This window comes from Patiriisocius sp. (assembly GCF_051252435.1).
Taxonomy (GTDB): domain Bacteria; phylum Bacteroidota; class Bacteroidia; order Flavobacteriales; family Flavobacteriaceae; genus Patiriisocius.
The window spans coordinates 248,617-268,927 of record NZ_JBPOFW010000001.1 but is presented as its reverse complement, the minus strand read 5'-3'; the positions used below and the strand labels follow the sequence as shown (position 1 = coordinate 268,927).

The 20,311-nt window shown below is 37.7% G+C and carries 15 protein-coding genes; 10 read left to right on the top strand and 5 right to left on the bottom strand.

The features are described 5' to 3' along the window. Positions 1-11 precede the first annotated feature (11 nt). The 4 genes from ACSHW7_RS01180 to ACSHW7_RS01165 are packed head-to-tail and all read left to right on the top strand — an operon-like array spanning position 12 to position 5,410. A complete protein-coding gene (locus ACSHW7_RS01180; protein ID WP_435677485.1) occupies positions 12-1,550 on the top strand; it encodes a phytoene desaturase family protein in 1,539 nt (512 codons plus the stop codon). A gap of 10 nt (positions 1,551-1,560) precedes the next feature. Beyond that, positions 1,561-2,448 carry a cupin-like domain-containing protein gene (locus tag ACSHW7_RS01175; protein ID WP_435677484.1) on the top strand — a complete coding sequence of 296 codons (888 nt, stop codon included), beginning with the start codon at positions 1,561-1,563 and terminating at the stop codon, positions 2,446-2,448. Next, positions 2,441-4,120 carry a C45 family autoproteolytic acyltransferase/hydolase gene (locus ACSHW7_RS01170; RefSeq protein ID WP_435677483.1) on the top strand — a complete coding sequence of 560 codons (1,680 nt, stop codon included), beginning with the start codon at positions 2,441-2,443 and terminating at the stop codon, positions 4,118-4,120. The genes ACSHW7_RS01175 and ACSHW7_RS01170 overlap by 8 nt, the downstream gene beginning before the upstream one ends. 3 nt (positions 4,121-4,123) lie before the next feature. Further along, positions 4,124-5,410, top strand: a complete 1,287-nt coding sequence (locus ACSHW7_RS01165) for a phenylacetate--CoA ligase family protein (RefSeq protein ID WP_435677482.1) — start codon at positions 4,124-4,126, stop codon at positions 5,408-5,410. A 36-nt stretch (positions 5,411-5,446) separates the two neighbouring features. Here ACSHW7_RS01165 and ACSHW7_RS01160 read toward each other — a convergent pair whose 3' ends face one another. After that, the gene (locus ACSHW7_RS01160) at positions 5,447-6,073 is read right to left on the bottom strand and encodes a hypothetical protein (protein WP_435677481.1); all 627 of its coding nucleotides are present in this window, start codon (positions 6,071-6,073) and stop codon (positions 5,447-5,449) included. Between the two features lie 93 nt (positions 6,074-6,166). Further along, positions 6,167-6,991, bottom strand: coding sequence for a universal stress protein (locus ACSHW7_RS01155; RefSeq protein ID WP_435677480.1), 825 nt, complete (start codon positions 6,989-6,991; stop codon positions 6,167-6,169). A 155-nt stretch (positions 6,992-7,146) separates the two neighbouring features. Between ACSHW7_RS01155 and rimP the strand changes: the two genes are divergently transcribed. The 3 genes from rimP (at position 7,147) to infB (ending at position 11,708) form a co-directional block, all read left to right on the top strand. Continuing rightward, the gene (rimP, locus tag ACSHW7_RS01150; protein ID WP_435677479.1) at positions 7,147-7,614 is read left to right on the top strand and encodes a ribosome assembly cofactor RimP; all 468 of its coding nucleotides are present in this window, start codon (positions 7,147-7,149) and stop codon (positions 7,612-7,614) included. 6 nt (positions 7,615-7,620) lie between these two features. Next, positions 7,621-8,853, top strand: a complete 1,233-nt coding sequence (gene nusA / locus ACSHW7_RS01145; RefSeq protein ID WP_435677478.1) for a transcription termination factor NusA — start codon at positions 7,621-7,623, stop codon at positions 8,851-8,853. A gap of 62 nt (positions 8,854-8,915) precedes the next feature. Next, complete coding sequence (gene infB / locus ACSHW7_RS01140; protein WP_435677477.1) at positions 8,916-11,708, top strand: translation initiation factor IF-2; 2,793 nt, start codon at positions 8,916-8,918, stop codon at positions 11,706-11,708. A gap of 70 nt (positions 11,709-11,778) precedes the next feature. Here the strand turns inward: infB and ACSHW7_RS01135 are convergent, their stop codons facing one another. From ACSHW7_RS01135 to ACSHW7_RS01125, 3 genes are all read right to left on the bottom strand, one after another. Beyond that, positions 11,779-12,294 (bottom strand): hypothetical protein, encoded by a 516-nt coding sequence (locus ACSHW7_RS01135; RefSeq protein ID WP_435677476.1) that lies wholly within the window; start codon positions 12,292-12,294, stop codon positions 11,779-11,781. Between the two features lie 182 nt (positions 12,295-12,476). Continuing rightward, the gene (locus tag ACSHW7_RS01130; protein WP_435677475.1) at positions 12,477-13,226 is read right to left on the bottom strand and encodes a sulfite exporter TauE/SafE family protein; all 750 of its coding nucleotides are present in this window, start codon (positions 13,224-13,226) and stop codon (positions 12,477-12,479) included. A gap of 218 nt (positions 13,227-13,444) precedes the next feature. Beyond that, a complete protein-coding gene (locus ACSHW7_RS01125; RefSeq protein WP_435677474.1) occupies positions 13,445-13,834 on the bottom strand; it encodes an SPOR domain-containing protein in 390 nt (129 codons plus the stop codon). Between the two features lie 224 nt (positions 13,835-14,058). Here ACSHW7_RS01125 and ACSHW7_RS01120 point away from each other — a divergent pair, with 224 nt between their 5' ends. From ACSHW7_RS01120 to nrfD, 3 genes are read left to right on the top strand one after another with little or no spacing between them, the layout of a single operon-like run. Then, positions 14,059-15,393 (top strand): c-type cytochrome, encoded by a 1,335-nt coding sequence (locus ACSHW7_RS01120; protein WP_435677473.1) that lies wholly within the window; start codon positions 14,059-14,061, stop codon positions 15,391-15,393. Positions 15,394-15,434: 41 nt separating this feature from the next. Then, a complete protein-coding gene (locus ACSHW7_RS01115; RefSeq protein ID WP_435677472.1) occupies positions 15,435-18,503 on the top strand; it encodes a TAT-variant-translocated molybdopterin oxidoreductase in 3,069 nt (1,022 codons plus the stop codon). Positions 18,504-18,529: 26 nt separating this feature from the next. Continuing rightward, positions 18,530-20,311: an NrfD/PsrC family molybdoenzyme membrane anchor subunit gene (gene nrfD, locus ACSHW7_RS01110; RefSeq protein WP_435677471.1), complete on the top strand. Its 1,782-nt coding sequence runs from the start codon at positions 18,530-18,532 to the stop codon at positions 20,309-20,311.

Genomic DNA, 20,311 nt, shown 5'->3' with positions numbered 1-20,311 from the left:
GAAGCCAAAAAATGACAGAAAAATATGACGTAGTAATTGTGGGGAGTGGTATGGGTGGTCTCGTTGCTGGGATTACGCTTGCCAAGGAAGGTCGCAGCGTTTGTATTTTAGAAAAGAACAATCAGTTTGGCGGAAATCTTCAAACGTTTTCACGTGATAAAACAATATTTGACACGGGAGTTCACTATTTGGGCGGACTTGACGAAGGACAAAATTTGTACAAATATTTTACTTATTTGGGAATCATGGACGAGGTTGAATGGTTGCGGCTTGATGAGGATGGGTTTGATATTATTTCGTTTGGTGACGATGAAAAATCATACGCGCATGCGCAAGGTTATGAAAATTTTATTCGTGTTTTAGTTAAAGATTTTCCTGAAGAAGAAGTTGCCATCCGCACCTATTGTGAGAAATTAAAGGAAATGTGCCATAGTTTTCCATTGTATAATGTGAAAGCTGGGTCGCCTAATTATAATGAGTCTGGTTTGTTTAATCTTAATGCAAAAGATTTTATTGCTTCGTTGACATCAAACAAAAAATTGCAAGCTGTACTCGCGGGAAGTAATTTATTGTATGCTGGAGATGGCGATAAAACGCCATTTTTTGTACATGCGCTTTCGGTTAACTCATATATTGAAAGTTCGTATAGATGTTTGAACGGTGGTAGCCAAATGACAAAAGCACTCTTACGTCGCTTTAAAGAGAATGGTGGCGTTGCTTACAAAAGACATGAAGTAGTAGATTTTTTACTAGAGAATAAAGAAGTGGTTGCAGTTAAAACTGCTAATGGAAAAACAATATATGGCGATACCTTTATTTCAAATATTGAACCTAAGCTTACCATTAAAATGGTGGGCGAGGAAAATCTACGTAAGAGTTATGTTAAGCGTATTGAAGAAATTAAAAGTACCGTAGCAGCCTTTAGTTTGTACATTGTTTTAAAACCAGATTGTTTTGAATACCGCAATCATAACTATTATCATTACAAGAATAGTAATGCCGTTTGGGATTTACATAATTATACGGAGCAAAGTTGGCCAGAGTCGTATATGATGTCTATGGGAATTAGAAAAAACGCAAATGAATATGGCGACACAATAACCGTGATGACATATATGCATTTTGATGATGTACGTCACTGGGAAGATACTTTTAATACAGCAGCGAATAAAAATGAGCGTGGACAATCCTATGAAGATTTCAAAAAAGAAAAAGAAGAGCAACTACTGGTAGAAGTTGAAAAAAAATTCCCCAATATTAGAAACTGCATTCAATCCATGTATTCCTCAACACCACTTTCTTATCGCGATTATATAGGTTGCAACGAGGGCGCAATGTATGGCTATGAAAAGGATATAAATAATGCAATGCAATCCATGATTTCGCCACGCACAAAAATAAATAACTTATATTTTACTGGTGCCAGTTTAAATATGCATGGCATACTTGGCGTTACAATTAGTGGGATGTTGACCTGTTCGGCAATACTTGGACTAGAATATTTAGTAGATAAAGTGACCCAGGCAAACCAAAAAGAATCAATTACCTAACCTCATCACTATGGGAAAGTTAAAAACGATACCTGTCACAACTGTTGATAATTTATCAAAAGAGGACTTCGTTGCGCAGTATTTAAAACCACAACGCCCTGTGCTTATCAAGGGAGGGTGGACTAAAGATTGGCCAGCGTATAATAAATGGAATATTGACTACATGCAATCGCTCGCTGGCGATATTGAAGTCCCCTTATATAATAATGAGCCAACCAAAGGAAAAGGCAAGTCTGTTGCTGCGGCAAAGCACATGCGGCTTTATGATTATCTGGAAATCTTAAAAACACAGCCTACCGATTTACGTATGTTTTTCTTTAATATTTTAGATAATCTTCCACAGTTATTGGATGATTTCAAATACCCAGATGTGGGGATGGATTTCTTCAAAAGATTACCCGTAATGTTTTTTGGCGGAAAGGGTTCAAACGTACTCGCGCATTATGACATGGATCTTGCAAATCTGGTTCATTTTCATTTTCACGGGCATAAACGAGTGTTGCTATTTGACCCAGCTCAAACAAAATATATGTACCGCGTGCCATGGTCAGTTCACAATCTAGAAGCGATTGATATGGATAATCCCGATTTCGAAAAATATCCAGCACTTAAAAATCTAGAAGCCACCGAAGTCTTTATGGAACACGGTGACGCACTCTTCATGCCTAGTGGTTACTGGCATTACATCAATTACCTCGATGGCGGTTTCTCTATCACATTACGCTCGTTTGTCAAAAAACCAGGCACACTCGCCACCATGCTTTACAACGTTATCATTCTTCGGAATTTTGAAAATTTAATGCGTAAAAGTTTCGGTCAAAAATGGGTTGATTACAAAGAGGAGAAAATGGTTAAAAAAGTGAATAAAAAATTCGGAAATACTTCAGCGAATGCATAAAAATAAGTTGTTTTTATTTCTCTTCGGAAATGTGCTTTTGTTGCTTGTTTCTTCCTGCGGCGTTCAAAAATCGTTAAAGGACATCCCAGATGTGAGCCAATACAATAGTGACATCCCAGAAAGAATAAAAATTAACGACACGACCTATCACGCCGGAAACAATTTCCTCACCCGAAACGAATACGGACTTTGGGAACTTTACGTTGAAGGTGACCCTTACGAAAGAGGGCTCGTCATGGGAAGTCTTACCCGCGAATTGATTGAAACCCAAGAGCGTGTATTTTTAACTAAAGTGAACGATTTAGTGCCCAACAAAACGTGGCAAGGTTTCTTGCGCAGTTTTCTGAAATGGTACAACCGTAAAATTTATAAGCACGTCCAACCAGAATTCAAAGCCGAAATATATGGCGTGTCAAAATATGGTTCAGAAGAGTTCAATACACTCGCAACTCCCTATTTACGATCGTTATATCTGCACAGTGCACATGATATTGGGCACGCGTTGCAGGATTTAGCGTTAGTGGGTTGTTCCTCTTTCGCAGCTTGGGACGAAAAAACAGAGGATGGCGAATTGCTCATAGCGCGTAATTTTGACTTCTATGCGGGAGATGAATTTGCCAAACAAAAAATTATCGCCTTCATCAATCCCGAAGATGGAAATCCCTACGTAAGTGTTACTTGGGGAGGATTTACTGGAGTGACGAGCGGAATGAATACCGCAGGACTCACCATTACCATTAATGCTTCAAAATCTAAAATTCCGTTGATTGCAAAAACGCCCATTTCAATCTTGAGTAGAGAAATTTTGCAATACGCCACTACGATTGATGAAGCTATTGCCATTGCAAAGAAACGCGAAGTTTTTGTGAGTGAAACCATACTGATTGGAAGCGCCAAAGATGGAAAGGCAGCACTAATTGAGGTGTCTCCAAAAAACTTTGGTGTTTACGAAGTTGAAAACAGCAACCAGTTAATTTGCTCAAATCATTTTCAAAGTGATGCCTATGAAGATGACAAGCGAAATTCAAAAAGCATAGAAGAAAGTCACAGTAAGTATCGATTTGACCGAATGCAAGAAATTTTAAAGGAAGACGAGGGGAAGATGACCGTCAAAGATGCCGTGTCGCTATTGCGAAACAGAGAAGGCTTGGACGATAAAAAAATAGGCTTCGGAAATGAGAAGGCATTAAACCAAATGCTTGCACATCACGGTATCGTTTTTAAACCCGAAACTTTAGAGGTTTGGATTTCGGCAAACCCTTATCAAATGGGAGAATTTGTAGCGTATAATTTAAACGAAGTGTTTAATGACAGAAAGAACAACCCTGCGACTACAACACTTTCGGTTACAAAAAATACACTTCCGGCAGACCCATTCCTTAAAACGGAAAGCTATAAAAATTATGAGGAATACCGTGTTTTAGAAAGAAAAATAGAAAGCGCTATTAGTAATGAAACAGAAATTTCAGAAGAAATTTTAAATGATTTACAGACTAAAAATCCAGAATATTGGAAAGCGCATTATCTTGCAGGCAGATATTACTATGATCATAAACGATTTAATGAAGCTTTAAGGGCTTTTAAAATTTCAAAGACCAAAGAAATTACTACAGTGCCGGATGTTGAAAGTTTAGAGAAGTATATCAAAAAATCACAACGAAAAGTAAAATAAGAAATGACCCCAAAAATTGAATCAGCATCATTACAAGAAATCAAAGCTTTTCAAGAAATTGAAATGCAAAAGATGCTTGCATACATTGGGGAGCACTCTGCCTATTATAAAAAAGTATTTAGGGAAAATAAGATTGAAATTTCAGCAATAAAAACACTCGAAGATTTACAAAGACTACCTATTACTACCAAAGACCAATTACAACAAAATAACGACGCTTTTATTTGTGTTCCAAAAGGCAAAATTATTGATTACGTGACTACCAGTGGGACATTGGGCGAACCCGTAACGTTCGCATTGTCTGAAAAGGACTTGCAGCGATTGGCGTATAATGAAGCAATTTCGTTTGCTTGTGCTGAGGTTGAACCTGACGATGTAATGCAATTGATGACCACAATGGACCGTAGGTTTATGGCAGGATTGGCATATTTTCTTGGCGCACGTAAATTGGGTGCTGGAATCATAAGAGTGGGTAGCGGAATTCCAGAATTACAATGGGATTCAATTTTAAAGTTTAGCCCTACCTATCTCATTTGCGTACCTTCATTTTTATTGAAAATGATAGAGTTCGCTACGAATAATGGAATCGATTTGGCAAAAAGTAGTGTAAAGGGCGCAATTTGCATTGGCGAACCTATAAGAAACGAAGACTTTACCTATAATACTTTAGCGACTAAAATCAAGACCGGTTGGGATATTAAATTGTATTCAACGTATGCTAGTACTGAGATGAGTACAGCATTTAACGAATGTGGTGAAAGTAAAGGTGGACATCATCATCCCGAACTCATCATTGCTGAAATTTTAAACAATAAAGACCAACAGGTCAAGGATGGGGAAGTTGGCGAATTAGTAATTACCACATTGGGCGTGGAAGCAATGCCATTGCTGCGTTTTAAAACAGGCGATATGGTTCGAGCACACACAAGTCCTTGTCCTTGTGGCAGAAACACGATGCGATTGGGTCCTGTGGTAGGTCGTAAAAAGCAAATGATAAAATATAAGGGTACCACATTATATCCACCGGCCATGTATAACGTGCTCAATGATTTTGAAAAGATTGACTGTTTTTTAATCGAAATATCACTCAATGATTTGGGTACGGACGAAATATTAATCAAGATAGCAGCCAAGACAGAAACCGAAGAATTTCTGCATGAGGTTAAAGATCACTTTAGAGCCAAGTTACGTGTAACTCCTACCATTGAATTTCACGACAAAAAAGAATTAAATATGTTGCGTTTCCCAAAGATGAGCAGAAAGCCAATCGACTTGATTGATTTAAGATAAACGGCTACATTATAGTCACATTTCCGAAGAAAAAAATCACCAAGCTCTTTTAGGAACGCTCTCTTCGAGAAGTAACCATTTGTATCCGGTTTCGCTGTTTTTGTCAATATCAAAAACTGAATAATACCGAAGTAATTCGTTGGGGTTTTCCGGATTGACCCTAATTACTTGGAGGTCTTCTGGCTTGTGGCTTTTATGAATGGCAAAACCATTTATAACAGGTTTCCATTGATTTTCCCGTAGGACATAGAGAAAATATTTATTGAAGTTTTCATCTTTCAATTTAGCCGTTAGTAATAATAAATCCCTGTCAAATCCGTCAAGAATGAGGGGGCTAACAGTTCCGCCATAAGTTTTAGGTATTAATAACTGCGGAAATCTATTATCCTCAAATGAAATATATGTTATCTCATTTTTAATGTCTACTCTATCCACCTTGGCGTAAAATGGTTTTAAGTCACCATTATAGTTTCCAATTACAGCTCCGTTGGGAAGGGTGGATGCTATAACTTTTGGGGTTGTATTTTCGGAAATTGGAGGTTTTGGGATTGAATTGTTAGTTTCTTTAGGATTAGGCCCAATAATATTCTTAGTCTTTTTAGTGGGTGTTCCGCAAGTTAAAAACAAAAATGTGACCGAGAGAAAAATCAGATAGCGAAACATGAATTATTTTAAATGTTTGAATATTAATAAATATTTCCGAAGAAAATACAATTAGCATTTTCGTCAGAAATATTTCAAAAGTAACTGTATTTTTTATTGAATTCTAAAAGTAATCACGGGCATATTTGCGTGATTTACTAGATCTTCACTAATACTGCCATTGAAGAAATGTGACAATCCTTTTCTGCCGTGAGTACTCATTCCTATCAATTGTGCATTTTTATATTTGGTGAATTGTAAAATTCCCTTTTCAACCGAAAATGCATTGTGTATGTTAAGTGTGCAGTTGTCAGCGCCCATTCCTTGTACAAAATTCTCCATCATTTCTGTGGCGTCTTCGGTGGATTTAAAACCTGCTGGCGTATTTACATAAAGCAGGTGCATTTTTGCTCCAACTACTTTTGCAAATTTTAACCCTTCATTAAAACTCCATCTGCTTTTTTCTGAAAAATCTGTAGCAAAGACAAAATCTTTAATGTCCAATTTTGCGTGGTCATTTTTTATAACGAGTACGGGTACTTTTGAAGTCCGTACTACCTTTTCGGTGTTACTACCAATGAATAACTCTTTGAAGCCACTGGCGCCATGACTTCCCATAACCACAAGGTCAATGTTCTTTTCTTCTACGGCTTGATTTATGTCGTTGTAAATCTCGTTATGACCAATTGCGTTATGAACTTCTATGGGTAGTAAATAGTCCTTTTTCATTAATTCTTCAAATTTCTTCTCAGCTAGTTTTATGAAATACAAAGACTCTGGCATACCGCTGGTGTTTTGGACACCACGAATTTGAGAGGGCATGTCCAACGAATGTTCAAGGTAAATTTCGCAGTTGTTTTTTCTAGCAATTTCCGCAGCTACTTTAAGGGCGTTTTCTGCTTGTTCTGAAAAATCTGTTGGGACTAATATACGTTTCATAGGCAATGATTTTAGGATGGTTTAAGTAAGTACTAAGTTACGAAAAATTACGCTTTGGCTCGCTATTTTTTTTAAACCAAAAATTGTTTTATATTTGCACCGAATTTGATACGAAAAGAGAGGGGACATAGCGTCCCCTCTTTTTATAACTGTAATTGATGAGAGAAAAGGTAACTACATTATTGAACGAAGCATTAGCCGAAAATCCTTCGTTATTTTTAATTGATTTAGATATTACTGGCGATAATAAAATTGTAGTAATACTTGATGGTGATGAAGGTGTGAAAGTTGAAGATTGCATGGCCATAAGCAGAGCAATTGAGCATAATCTAGATAGAGAAGAGGAAGATTTTTCGTTAGAAGTTATGAGTGCTGGAGTGTCTGAGCCTTTAACAATGCCAAGGCAGTATAATAAAAATCTAGACCGAAATCTAAAAATAAAAACAACGAGAGGAGAAACCATTGAAGGCCAATTGACTCATGTTGCAGAAGGATATATTACCCTAGAGTGGAAAGCACGTGAGCCCAAGCCTGTAGGGAAAGGAAAGGTAACTGTTAAGAAAAAAGCAGACCTTACTTACGACGAGATTGTAGAAGCAAAAGTGATGGTAACATTTAATTAAAATGATATGGAAAATTTAGCGTTAATTGAATCATTTTCTGAGTTCAAAGACGATAAACAAATTGATAGAGTAACGCTCATGGCGATACTAGAGGAAGTTTTTAGAAACGCCCTCAAGAAAAAATATGGTAGTGATGATAACTTTGATATCATTGTAAACCCAGACAAAGGAGATTTAGAGATTTGGAGAAATCGTGTGGTGGTTGCCGATGGCGAAGTTGAGGATCCAAACGAAGAAATTTCTTTATCTGAGGCACGTAAAATTGAAGACGATTTTGAGGTGGGTGAAGATGTTTCTGAAGAAGTAAAATTGATACAATTGGGTCGTCGTTCTATTTTGGCTTTGCGCCAAAATTTGATTTCAAAAATTTATGAGCACGACAACACCATCATCTACAAGCAATTTAAGGAGCTTGAAGGCGATATGTACACTGCCGAAGTGCACCACATACGCCACAGAGCAGTTATTTTGTTAGATGACGACGGAAACGAAATTATCTTACCAAAAGACAAACAAATTCCGTCAGACTTTTTTAGAAAAGGAGACAACGTACGCGGTATTATTGAAAGTGTAGAATTAAAAGGAAACAAACCGTCGATTATCATGTCGAGAGCAAATCCATTATTCTTAGAGCGTTTGTTCGAATCTGAAATTCCTGAAGTTTTTGACGGTTTAATTACCGTTAAAAAAGTAGTTAGAATTCCAGGTGAAAAAGCAAAAGTTGCCGTGGATAGTTACGATGACCGTATTGACCCTGTAGGTGCCTGCGTAGGTATGAAAGGTTCAAGAATTCATGGAATTGTTAGAGAATTAGGAAACGAGAATATTGATGTAATTAATTACACGTCAAATCTGACATTATTTATAACTCGTGCATTGAGCCCTGCGAAAGTGACTTCGGTAAAAATTAACGAAGAAACTAAAAGAGCGGAAGTTATCTTGCGTCCAGAAGAGGTAAGTAAAGCAATTGGTCGTGGAGGTCACAACATTAGATTAGCAGGACAATTAACTGGTTATGAAATTGATGTGTTACGTGAAGGTGCTGAAGAAGATGTAGAGTTGACAGAATTTAGCGACGAAATCGAAGGATGGGTAATTCAAGAATTTAAGAAAATTGGATTGGATACCGCTAAGAGTGTATTGGATTATGACTTTAAAGATCTTGTCTCTCGTACAGATCTTGAAGAGGAAACAATCCAAGAAGTAATAAGTATATTAAAAGAAGAATTTGAAGACTAGGGACTAAAGCGTTATTTTTGAACGTAGTTTTCACGATATTATAGAAATAGGAAAGCATATTTATGGCTGAAGTAAAATCAATACGACTTAACAAAGTACTCAAAGAGTTTAACATCTCTCTCGACCGTGCTGTGGAATTTTTGGGTTCCCAAGGGCATGAGATAGACCGTAAACCCACTACAAAGATAAGTAGTGAAGAGTATGAAGTGCTTGCAGACGAGTTTGCAAAGGACAGAGACAAAAAAGTTGAGTCAAAAGAAGTTGGCGAGGAAAAGCGAAAAGAGAAGGAAGAACTTCGTCTTGAGCGTGAGCGTGAGCTTGAGGAAAAAGAAAATCAAAGAGCGGAAGCTGCCAAAGTAATTAAAGCTGAAGGTAGTCTTGCTGGATTAACTCCTGTTCGCAAAATTGATCTTGACGCCAAAGGCAACCCTGTTTCTAAAAAAGAGGAACCTGCTGCTGTGGAAACCCCCAAAGAGGAAACTCCAAAGGTAGAAACTCCCAAATCAGAAGCTGAAAAGGTTGTTGAAACGCCAAAAACAGAAGCCCCTAAAGCTGAAACTCCAAAGGTAGAAAAGCCAGCTGAAAAAACGGAAGCTCCAAAGGCTGAAGAGAAGCCAGCAACTCCTGTGGTAGAGAAAAAAGAAGAAAAGCCTGCGGAAACGAGTTCACCTGAAACAGCAGAAGCAGCAGATGGTGAGGGAACTGGTGTAGTTGAAACAAAATATAAAAAACTTAACGGCCCCAACTTTACAGGTCAAAAAATTGACTTAACTCAATTTAAAAAACCTGAAAAGAAAAAACCTACTACAGGTGAGAAAAAAGGTCGTCGTCGTCGCATAAGTAAAGACAGTGGCAAGCCGGGAACTCCTGCAAGTTCAGGGTCTAGAAATGACAACAGAGGAGGTTCACGTAGAGGAGCTCCAAGAACAAATACTCCCAAAGAAGAGCCAACAGAGGCAGAAGTACAAAAACAGGTACGTGAAACTTTAGAAAAACTTCAAGGAAAGTCATCTAAAGGTAAAGGTGCTAAATATAGAAGAGAAAAACGTGATACTCACCGTCAAAAAACGGAGGAGGAAATGGCACAACAAGAACTTGACAACAAGTTGTTGAAAGTGACGGAATTTGTAACAGCAAGTGAAGTTGCAACGATGATGGATGTGCCAGTTACAAAAATTATTTCAGCATGTATGTCATTAGGAATGATGGTAACAATGAATCAGCGTTTAGATGCTGAAACCATTTCTATCGTTGCTGAAGAGTTTGGATATGAAGTTGAATTTGTAAACGCTGATATTGAAGAGTCAATACAGGAAGTTAAAGATGCGCCAGAAGATCTAAAAGAAAGAGCTCCTATTGTTACTGTAATGGGACACGTTGACCACGGTAAAACGTCATTACTGGATTATATTCGTAAAGAAAATGTTATTGCTGGTGAAAGTGGTGGTATTACACAACACATTGGTGCTTATGGAGTACAACTTGACAACGGACAAAAAATAGCATTTCTTGATACACCAGGTCACGAGGCCTTTACGGCGATGCGTGCACGTGGTGCTCAAGTAACAGATTTAGCAATTATTGTTGTGGCGGCAGACGATGATATCATGCCACAAACAAAAGAAGCAATATCTCACGCCCAAGCGGCTGGAGTGCCTATTGTATTCGCAATTAACAAGATAGATAAGCCTAACGCTAATCCTGAAAAAATTAAAGAAGGATTAGCTCAAATGAATCTTCTAGTGGAAGATTGGGGTGGAAAAATTCAATCGCACGACATTTCTGCTAAAACAGGAGAAGGTGTAAAAGAATTATTAGAAAAAGTATTGTTAGAAGCCGAATTATTAGAACTTCAAGCAAACCCTGATAAGTCAGCAAGTGGAACCGTAGTAGAAGCATTCTTGGATAAAGGACGTGGATATGTATCAACAATCCTCGTGCAAGGTGGTACGTTGAAAGTGGGAGATTATGTGTTAGCTGGTCAACATAGTGGTAAAGTAAAAGCCATGCAAGATGAGCGCGGTAACAAAGTGAAAACTGCTGGTCCATCAACGCCAGTTTCAATTTTAGGATTGGACGGTGCACCACAAGCGGGTGACAAGTTCAGTGTTTTTGAAGACGAACGTGAAGCAAAAGATATTGCGAGCCGTCGTACACAGTTACAACGTGAGCAGTCTGTTAGAACACAACGTCATATTACTCTTGATGAAATTGGACGTCGTATTGCACTTGGAGACTTTAAAGAATTGAACATTATCCTTAAAGGTGATGTGGATGGATCTGTTGAAGCATTGACTGACAGTTTCCAAAAATTATCAACCGAGGAAATACAGGTAAATATTATACACAAAGCAGTTGGACCTATTACCGAAAGTGATGTGTTGTTAGCTTCGGCTTCCGATGCGATTATAATAGGATTTAACGTACGCCCAATGGGTAATGCACGCCAAATAGCAGACAAGGAAGAAATCGATATCCGTATGTATTCAATTATATACGCTGCGATTAATGACTTGAAAGACGCGATGGAAGGTATGTTATCTCCAGAAATGAAAGAGGAGATTACAGGTACTGCTGAAATTAGAGAAACATTCAAAATATCTAAAGTAGGTACCATTGCAGGTTGTATGGTATTGACAGGTAAGATTATTAGAAATGCAGGCATACGTCTCATCCGTGAGGGTGTTGTTGTGTACACGGGCGAGTTAGAAAGCCTTAAACGTTTCAAGGATGACGTAAAAGAAGTGGCTAAAGGATATGATTGTGGTATGCAAATCAAGAACTACAATGATATTTATGAAGGCGACATTATCGAATCATTCCACGAGGTGGCTGTAAAGAAAAAGTTGAAATAAGTTATAGGCTTAATTGATAAAAAAAAACCCACCATAATCTTATGGTGGGTTTTTTAGTAAAAAGCTTTATTTATAAGTCACAAGAATCTTTACAAAATTCTACATAGGTAGCCCAACTTCCTCCAGGAAAATCTGTACCAGCTGCCCAAGCTGTTTCTCTTTGATTGCCTTTATGAACTTCAGCGTGAGCTGCAAGACACATACAATTTGGAAAATCATCAAAATTTAAGGTAAACGTCAAAGTTGAATCCCCATTTTGATTACTACTTTTAAATGGGAAGTGACCTACCTTTGGATTACCCTTTTTAGTGGTTGGCATTAAAGCACAATCTCCTGCAAATAAATGTGCGTAATCTAATTCCCAGCCATTATCCATCTCATAAGAAACTTCATAGTTGCCTAAACCTAGTTGAACGATTGTGACTCTACCGGCATTATAATTTTGACCAGCAATTAATGGTGTTTCAAAACAGACAAAATCCGTTTGAAATTGTAAATGATCAATTTCATTTGATGAAACTGGTTCTTCACTGCATGAGCTAAGTATAGCGCAGAAAGTAATTAAAGTTAAAAAAATCTTTTTCATAATAATGTTTTTTTTTACTTTTTGTGAAGCTACAAAATAATCAAAGAAGATAATTGTTTGTTCGATATAGGGCCGGGTTCTTAGTTGAATTGCGTAAAGATTATTGTTTTGATATTTTTTTTCTTACAATTAAATTCAATCTATTTTATTTCTGAAATTTCATGTATTTATAATAATTGTTTTTAAAAAAGCTCCGTAATTGCTTTCACAGTCAAGACCAAACCACTCATAACCATAATGGCGATGACCCATTTTCTAAATTGAAGTTTTGTCATTTGCTGTAACAGCCATTTGCCAATCAGGTTTCCTACAATGGCGCCAAGCCCGAGCGCTAAGCCGAGTATCCAAAGTTCTGTTGACAAAAGTCCAAAATAGGTATAGCTCCCCACTTGTGCCAATCCCAAAAAAAAGGACTGTGCGGCTTTTGTTCCTACAAGCGATTCCTTTTCAATCCCGGCATTCAGCAAAAACGGATTTAGGATAGGTCCCATTCCGCCGGTAAATGTTCCAATCATTGAGATGATTAATCCTAGCGGAATGAAAAACCATAGTTTGACAGTAAAGGAACGCTCTTTTTTTCCAAAACGATATTGAAAAAGCGTGCTCACTAAAAACAACCCCACTATCAACTGAATCCAATAAATTTTAACGGCATCAAAAAGCCATGCTGCAAGAAAAGCTCCTATCATTGCCGAGGGAACATAATACAAAAATACCCGCCGATCAATATGCTTCCAAAAAATAAAAATACGGGTAGGTCTGCTTATGAGTGTTCCGAGATTTATGAGCGGAGCAGTTTGAATGGTTCCCACCAGAAAATTGAGAATAGGAATTTGCATCAACGCTCCGCCACCGCCACTAATAGTAGAGAGAGTGAATGTAAATGCTCCCAATAAAAAAAGACCGATAAGTAGTATTGCTGAAATTTCCAAGGAGTAATTTTTATTTAGCTATTGTCTATTCGACCGCAATCGAGAACTATTTTTTTGTGCCTTAATTTTTTTAATCAAATTAATAATAGCTTTTAAAAATAGAATAAATACTTTGGAAATATTAAACAATTATCAGTGTAAGGAACGATATAAAACAAAAAAATAGCTTCGAGAATTAAAATTTCCGAAGCTATAAAATTGATTTTCTTTAATGAAGTTTACTTTTTCTTCTCCAAGATAAAAGCAGAACCAAACTCTTTTTGGATTTCCAAAAGTGCTCTGTCGGCTTCTAAACGGCTAGAAAAATTTCCTGCCCAAACTTTATAATTGGGAGTTTCGTATTCAATAGATGCTGGCCAACTTCCGTAACGCATTCTGTATTTTTTCTTTACACTGTTTGCGCCATTTAAGTCGCCATAATAAAGCTGGATGGTATAACCATCAGCCAGTTTGTTATCTTTCTCTAATTCCTTTTTAATTTTGAGAAGATCATCAATCTGCGAATCAGCATTTACAGTAACTTTTGGGGTTTGGGCCTGTAAAGTTTCCGTAGAAAAAACAGCTAACAAGCTGAAAACAAATAGATTGAATATAAACGCTTTTTTCATGTTGAATATTTAATGTTACAAAGGTACAAGAGTTTAACTTTGAGAGTAGCAGTTTTATTATTTAGAATAGTTATAAATTAGTCTTTAACACTTTGTTTAGATTTTGGAAACGGACTTTATATAGTATTTTTGCGTCGTTATTTATGGCACTTTTTAAGACTGAAATGACGTTTTAAAAACTAACCAATTACGTGCCAAACTATTGACGATAATTAACCATTAGTATGCAAAAGGTGAATTTTAAGAAGCTACCCTCTATCTTGTCAGTACTCTCGTTGGCTTTTATGCTAACATTTTCTACAACTATATTTGCTCAAGATGCGGCGACTGAGGCAGCTCCTGCTGAAGCGGCTATCCCAGCGGCAGAAGGTGTTGGTGATGCTGCGGCGGGTGAGGCATTGTTTAAGGCAAATTGTGCATCATGCCACAACTTGTACAAGAAAAGAACGGGTCCTGCTTTATTTGGTGTAGGAGATAAGTACGAAAGTGCTTGGTTGTACGAATGGATTAGAAATAGTGCTGGATTGATTGCTAGCGGTGATGCGCGTGCAAATGCAATTTATGAGGAGTTCAATAAATCTCCTATGACGGCTTTTCCAGGATTGAGCAATACAGATATCGATAACATTATTGCTTACACATACACTGAGAAACAAGTTCCTGATGGAACCGAAGTTACTGCTGAAACTGTTGGTGGAACTGGTGGTGGAGTTTCAAACAATATAATTCTTGGTGCGTTGGCATTGGTATTTTTGTTGTTGATTACTATGCTGTTCTTGGTGACTAACACGTTGAAAAAAATTGCATCTGCAAATGGTGTTGAGTATCCTACTAAAAATCCTAATAGAACTCCAGTTTGGAAAGTGTTTGTTGAAAATCAATTTTTAATGTTGGTTTCTGCTGTGTTTTTATTACTGGCTTCTGCTTATTTTATGTACGGTTTCTTTATGCAGGTAGGTGTTGATCAAGGATATGCTCCTGTACAACCTATTCATTACTCACATAGAATTCACGCAGGGTCAAATCAGATTGATTGTAATTATTGTCATTCATCGGCTAGAAAAAGTAAGCACTCTGGAATTCCATCACTAAATGTATGTATGAATTGCCATAAAAGTATTGGTGAGGTTGCCGAGTCAGTTCAGGCAGAAGGGTTAAATGAACACGGAGTTGACTATAATAAAGAGATTAAAAAATTATACAAAGCTGTAGGCTGGGATGAGGCTGAGCAAAAATATACAGGAGAAACTGAACCGGTAAAATGGGTGCGTATTCATAACTTACCAGATTTTGCATATTTCAATCACTCACAGCACGTAACGGTTGCCGGTGTAGCATGTCAAACCTGTCATGGACCTGTAGAGGAAATGGAAGTGATGAGCCAATTTGCTCCACTTACAATGGGATGGTGTATTAACTGTCACCGAGAAACAAATGTGAATGTTGCAGGAAACGAATATTACGAGAAAATTCACGAAGAACTTTCTAAGAAATATGGTGTGGAGCAATTGACTGCAGCGCAAATGGGCGGACTTGAATGTGGTAAGTGTCACTATTAATAAGTGATTTTTTAAAAATTAAGAAAATTAAAAGTTTATAAATGGCATCAAACAAGAAATACTGGAAAAGTGTTGAGGAGCTGAATGAAAACAGCACTATTGTTGAGACGCTACAACAAAATGAGTTTGTTACGGATATTCCTACAGACGAATTTTTGGGCGACAAAGAAACCCTTGAGGCTACATCAACCACACGTCGTGATTTCTTAAAGTACGTTGGATTTACAACCGCAGCTGCATCATTGGCAGCATGCGAAGGTCCCGTGATTAAGTCTATCCCTTATGTAGTGGCACCGGACGAAATTGTTCCAGGTGTTGCTAATTATTATGCTTCGACAATTGCAGATGGTTTTGATTTTGCAAATGTATTGGTTAAAACTCGTGAAGGGCGCCCTATTAAAATAGAGCGTAATGAACTTGATGGTACAAACGGAAGCGTAAATGCTCGTGTGCACGCATCAGTATTGTCATTATATGATAACAATAGATTAAAAGCGCCTTTAGTAGGTGGGAAAGAAGCAAGTTGGTCAGATTTTGATGCTGCAGTGGCGCAGAAGATGAATGAGATGCAGGGTAAAGATGTTGTGTTATTGACACAAACATTTGCAAGTCCGTCAACTTCTAAATTGATAAAAGAATTTACAGGAAAATACCCTAATGTACGCCACGTGGTGTATGATACGGTTTCTTCTTCAGAAGCGCTCGATGCGTTTCAAACTATATATGGAACTCGTGCCATGGCAGATTATGATTTCAGCAAAGCTGAAGTGATTGTTTCTGTTGGTGCAGATTTCTTGGGTGATTGGCAAGGTGGAGGTTATGATGCAGGATATGCAAAGAGCCGTATTCCTAAAAACGGTAAAATGTCGCGTCACGTACAATTTGAGGCGAATATGACATTGTCTGGAGCAAATGCAGATAAGCGTGTTCCTGTTACGCCAACACAGCAATTACAAGTTCTTAAAGCCTTAACCGGTGGAAGTTCTTCGGGTTTACCTGAAAATGTGGCAAGTGCAGTTGCTAACGCAAAAGCACAATTAGCAAAAGCTGGAAGTGCGGGAGTTATTGTTACTGGTCTTCCAAGTGTAGACGCTCAATCTATGGCGCTTAGAGCAAATGCTGGAAGCGTTGTTATGGATGCTCAAAATCCAAAAATGACACGCCAAGGTAGTTCTTCGGAAGTTTCCAAAGTAATGCAAGGCGTTCTTAACGGAAATGTAAAGGGTTTAATAACTGTAGGAGTTGACCCAGTATATTCATTTCCGAATAACAAAAAATTTGCTGAAGCATATCAAAAACTTGAAATGTCATTGGCATTTGCAATGAAGAAAGATGCTACGGCTGAATTGGCGCAATTAGTTGCGGCTACACCACATTACTTAGAGTCTTGGGGTGATGCGCAATTAAAGAAAGGAACTTTTAGCTTAATGCAGCCAACGATTCGCCCTTTGTTTTCAACAAGACAATTTCAAGATAGCTTGTTGCAATGGACGGGTAATTCAAAAAAATATTACGATTACATAAAAGAGACATGGTCTGGAGTTTTAGGGACTACGTCTTGGGGTAAAGCATTAGAAGCTGGAGTTTTGGTTTCGAATGTTGCCGTTGAGAATGAAGCTTCTTCTACTGGCGAAATGACTTTAGAAAGTGCAACGTCAAACGGAGCTTTGAGTTCAGCTGCTCAAGGTGGCGGAATGGAACTTACCTTATATACTAAAACGAGTATGGGTGATGGCCAACAGGCGAATAACCCTTGGTTGCAAGAAATGCCAGATCCTATCTCAAGAGCTTCTTGGGATAACTATGTTACCGTATCTGCAATGGATGCTAAAGATCTAGGTTTGACTAATGAAAATGTGGCAAACGGTGGATTGAATGGTAGTTTGGTGAATGTGAAAATGGGTGATGTAGTTGTTGAAAATGTACCTGTATTAATCCAACCAGGACAAGCTAAAGGTTCTGTTGGTTTGGCGTTAGGATATGGTAAAACTGCTGCAGTTCAAAAAGAAATGCAAACAGGTGTAAATGCATACGCACTTTATTCCAATTTTTCAACAGTTCAAAATAATATATCCTTAGAAAAAGTAAGTGGAACTCATGAGTTTGCTTGTGTACAGTTGCACAATACAATGATGGGTAGAGATATCATTAGAGAAACTTCTTTAGAGATATTCAATACAAAAGATGTACACGATTGGAATCCTATTCCAGAAGTGTCTAAAGATCACCAAGAAATTCCAGTAACATCACCAGATGCCGATTTATGGACCTCTTTTGATAGAAGTATTGGACATCACTTTAATCTTGCTATTGACTTAAATGCATGTACAGGTTGTGGTGCTTGTGTTATTGCTTGTCATGCAGAAAACAACGTTCCTGTTGTTGGTAAAAGTGAAATGAGACGTAGCCGTGATATGCACTGGTTGCGTATTGATAGATATTATTCTGCTGAGGAAAGTTTTGATGTTGATAAAGAAAAGAAAGAAGGATTTTCAGGTCTTTGGGGAGATAATGGATCTTTGGGAGGTTTTGGAGAATTAGAAGATCCAGCTGCTAATCCACAAGTTGCATTCCAACCTGTAATGTGCCAGCACTGTAACCATGCTCCTTGTGAGACTGTTTGTCCAGTAGCTGCTACATCACATAGCCGTCAAGGTCAAAATCATATGGCATACAACCGTTGTGTAGGTACAAGATATTGTGCAAACAACTGTCCTTATAAAGTGCGTCGTTTTAACTGGTTCTTGTATAGCGAGAATGATGAGTTTGACTACCACATGAATAATGACTTAGGTAGAATGGTATTGAATCCTGATGTAAACGTTCGTTCACGTGGTGTAATGGAGAAATGTTCAATGTGTATTCAAAAAACACAATTGTCAATTCTTGAGGCTAAACGTGATGGGCGTCCAGTAAAAGATGCGCAATTTCAAACGGCATGTTCTTCTGCTTGTGATAAAGGAGCAATGACATTTGGGGATATCAATGACCATGATAGCAAAGTATATAAAGATAAAAAAGACAAGAGAATGTATCACTTGTTAGAAGCCGTAGGGACTGAGCCTAACGTTTTCTACCAAACGAAAGTGAGAAACTCTAAAGAAGCATAACTAACTAAGAAATAGTATAAAAAGATATGGCGTCGCATTACGAAGCACCTATTAGAAGACCCTTAGTTTTAGGAGACAAAAGCTACCACGACATTACTGTGGATGTTGCTGCTCCTATAGAAGGTAAAGCCAACAAATCCTGGTGGATTGTGTTTACTATCGCCTTGGTTGCATTTTTATGGGGAATTGGTTGTATAGTCTACACCGTTTCTACCGGAATTGGAGTCTGGGGATTAAACAGAACCGTGAACTGGGCATGGGATATTACTAACTTTGTATGGTGGGTAGGTATTGGTCACGCAGGAACATTGATTTCTGCCGTACTTTTACTATTCCGTCAAAAATGGAGAATGGCGATTAACCGTTCAGCAGAGGCGATGACAATCTTTTCTGTAATCCAAGCCGGTTTGTTTCCTATTATACATATGGGTCGTCCTTGGTTGGCATATTGGGTATTGCCTATTCCTAACCAATTTGGTTCTTTATGGGTAAACTTTAACTCACCACTACTTTGGGATGTATTTGCAATTTCTACGTACCTTTCAGTTTCATTGGTTTTCTGGTGGACTGGTTTATTGCCAGATTTTGCAATGATTAGAGATAGAGCTGTAACTCCGTTTACAAAAAGGATATATAGTATTTTATCATTCGGGTGGTCAGGTAGAGCAAAAGATTGGCAACGCTTTGAGGAAGTTTCATTAGTCTTAGCGGGTCTTGCAACACCGCTTGTACTTTCAGTACACACAATTGTATCTTTTGACTTTGCTACTTCAGTAATTCCTGGATGGCACACAACTATCTTCCCTCCATATTTTGTTGCTGGAGCAGTATTTTCAGGATTTGCAATGGTGAATACACTTCTCATAATTATGAGAAAAGTGTCTAACCTGGAAGATTATATTACAATTCAGCATATTGAATTAATGAATATTGTAATCATGATTACGGGTTCTATTGTAGGGGTAGCGTATATTACCGAGCTATTCATTGCATGGTATTCTGGAGTTGAGTATGAACAATATGCATTTTTAAACAGAGCAACTGGGCCTTATTGGTGGGCTTATTGGGCGATGATGACATGTAATGTGTTCTCGCCACAGTTTATGTGGTTTAAGAAATTAAGAACAAGTATTATGTTCTCATTCTTTATTTCGATTATTGTAAATATAGGAATGTGGTTTGAGCGTTTTGTGATTATTGTGACGTCATTACATAGAGATTACTTACCATCTTCATGGACAATGTTCTCACCAACGTTTGTTGATATTGGAATTTTCATCGGAACTATTGGATTCTTCTTTGTATTGTTCTTATTGTACTCGAGAACGTTCCCTGTAATTGCACAGGCAGAGGTTAAGTCTATTTTGAAAGGTTCAGGATATAAGTACAAGAAATTAAGGCAAGAGCATGGAGATGATGTAAAACATTACAGTCCTGTTGTAAGAGAACCAAAAGCCAACACAGCCGAAGCTAAAGAAGGGCTTTCTGATAATGATAGACATAATCCTACTGTTAATGCTGATGCACTTGTAACTTCAGAATATCAAAAAGATCAAATAGATTCCTTATTAAATAAACTAGGAACATTTGATGCGAACACTCAGACTGCAGATGACTTGAAAAAGATTAGTGGTGTTGGTCCAGTAATGGAACAAAAATTACATCAGTTGGGTATTTATACATTCGCTCAAGTGAGTAGAATGACCAATGAAGATTACGATTTATTAGACGAAATAATCGGCGAGTTTCCAGGTAGAGCTAAACGTGATGACTGGGCTGGACAAGCTGCAAAACTAAAAAACAAATAA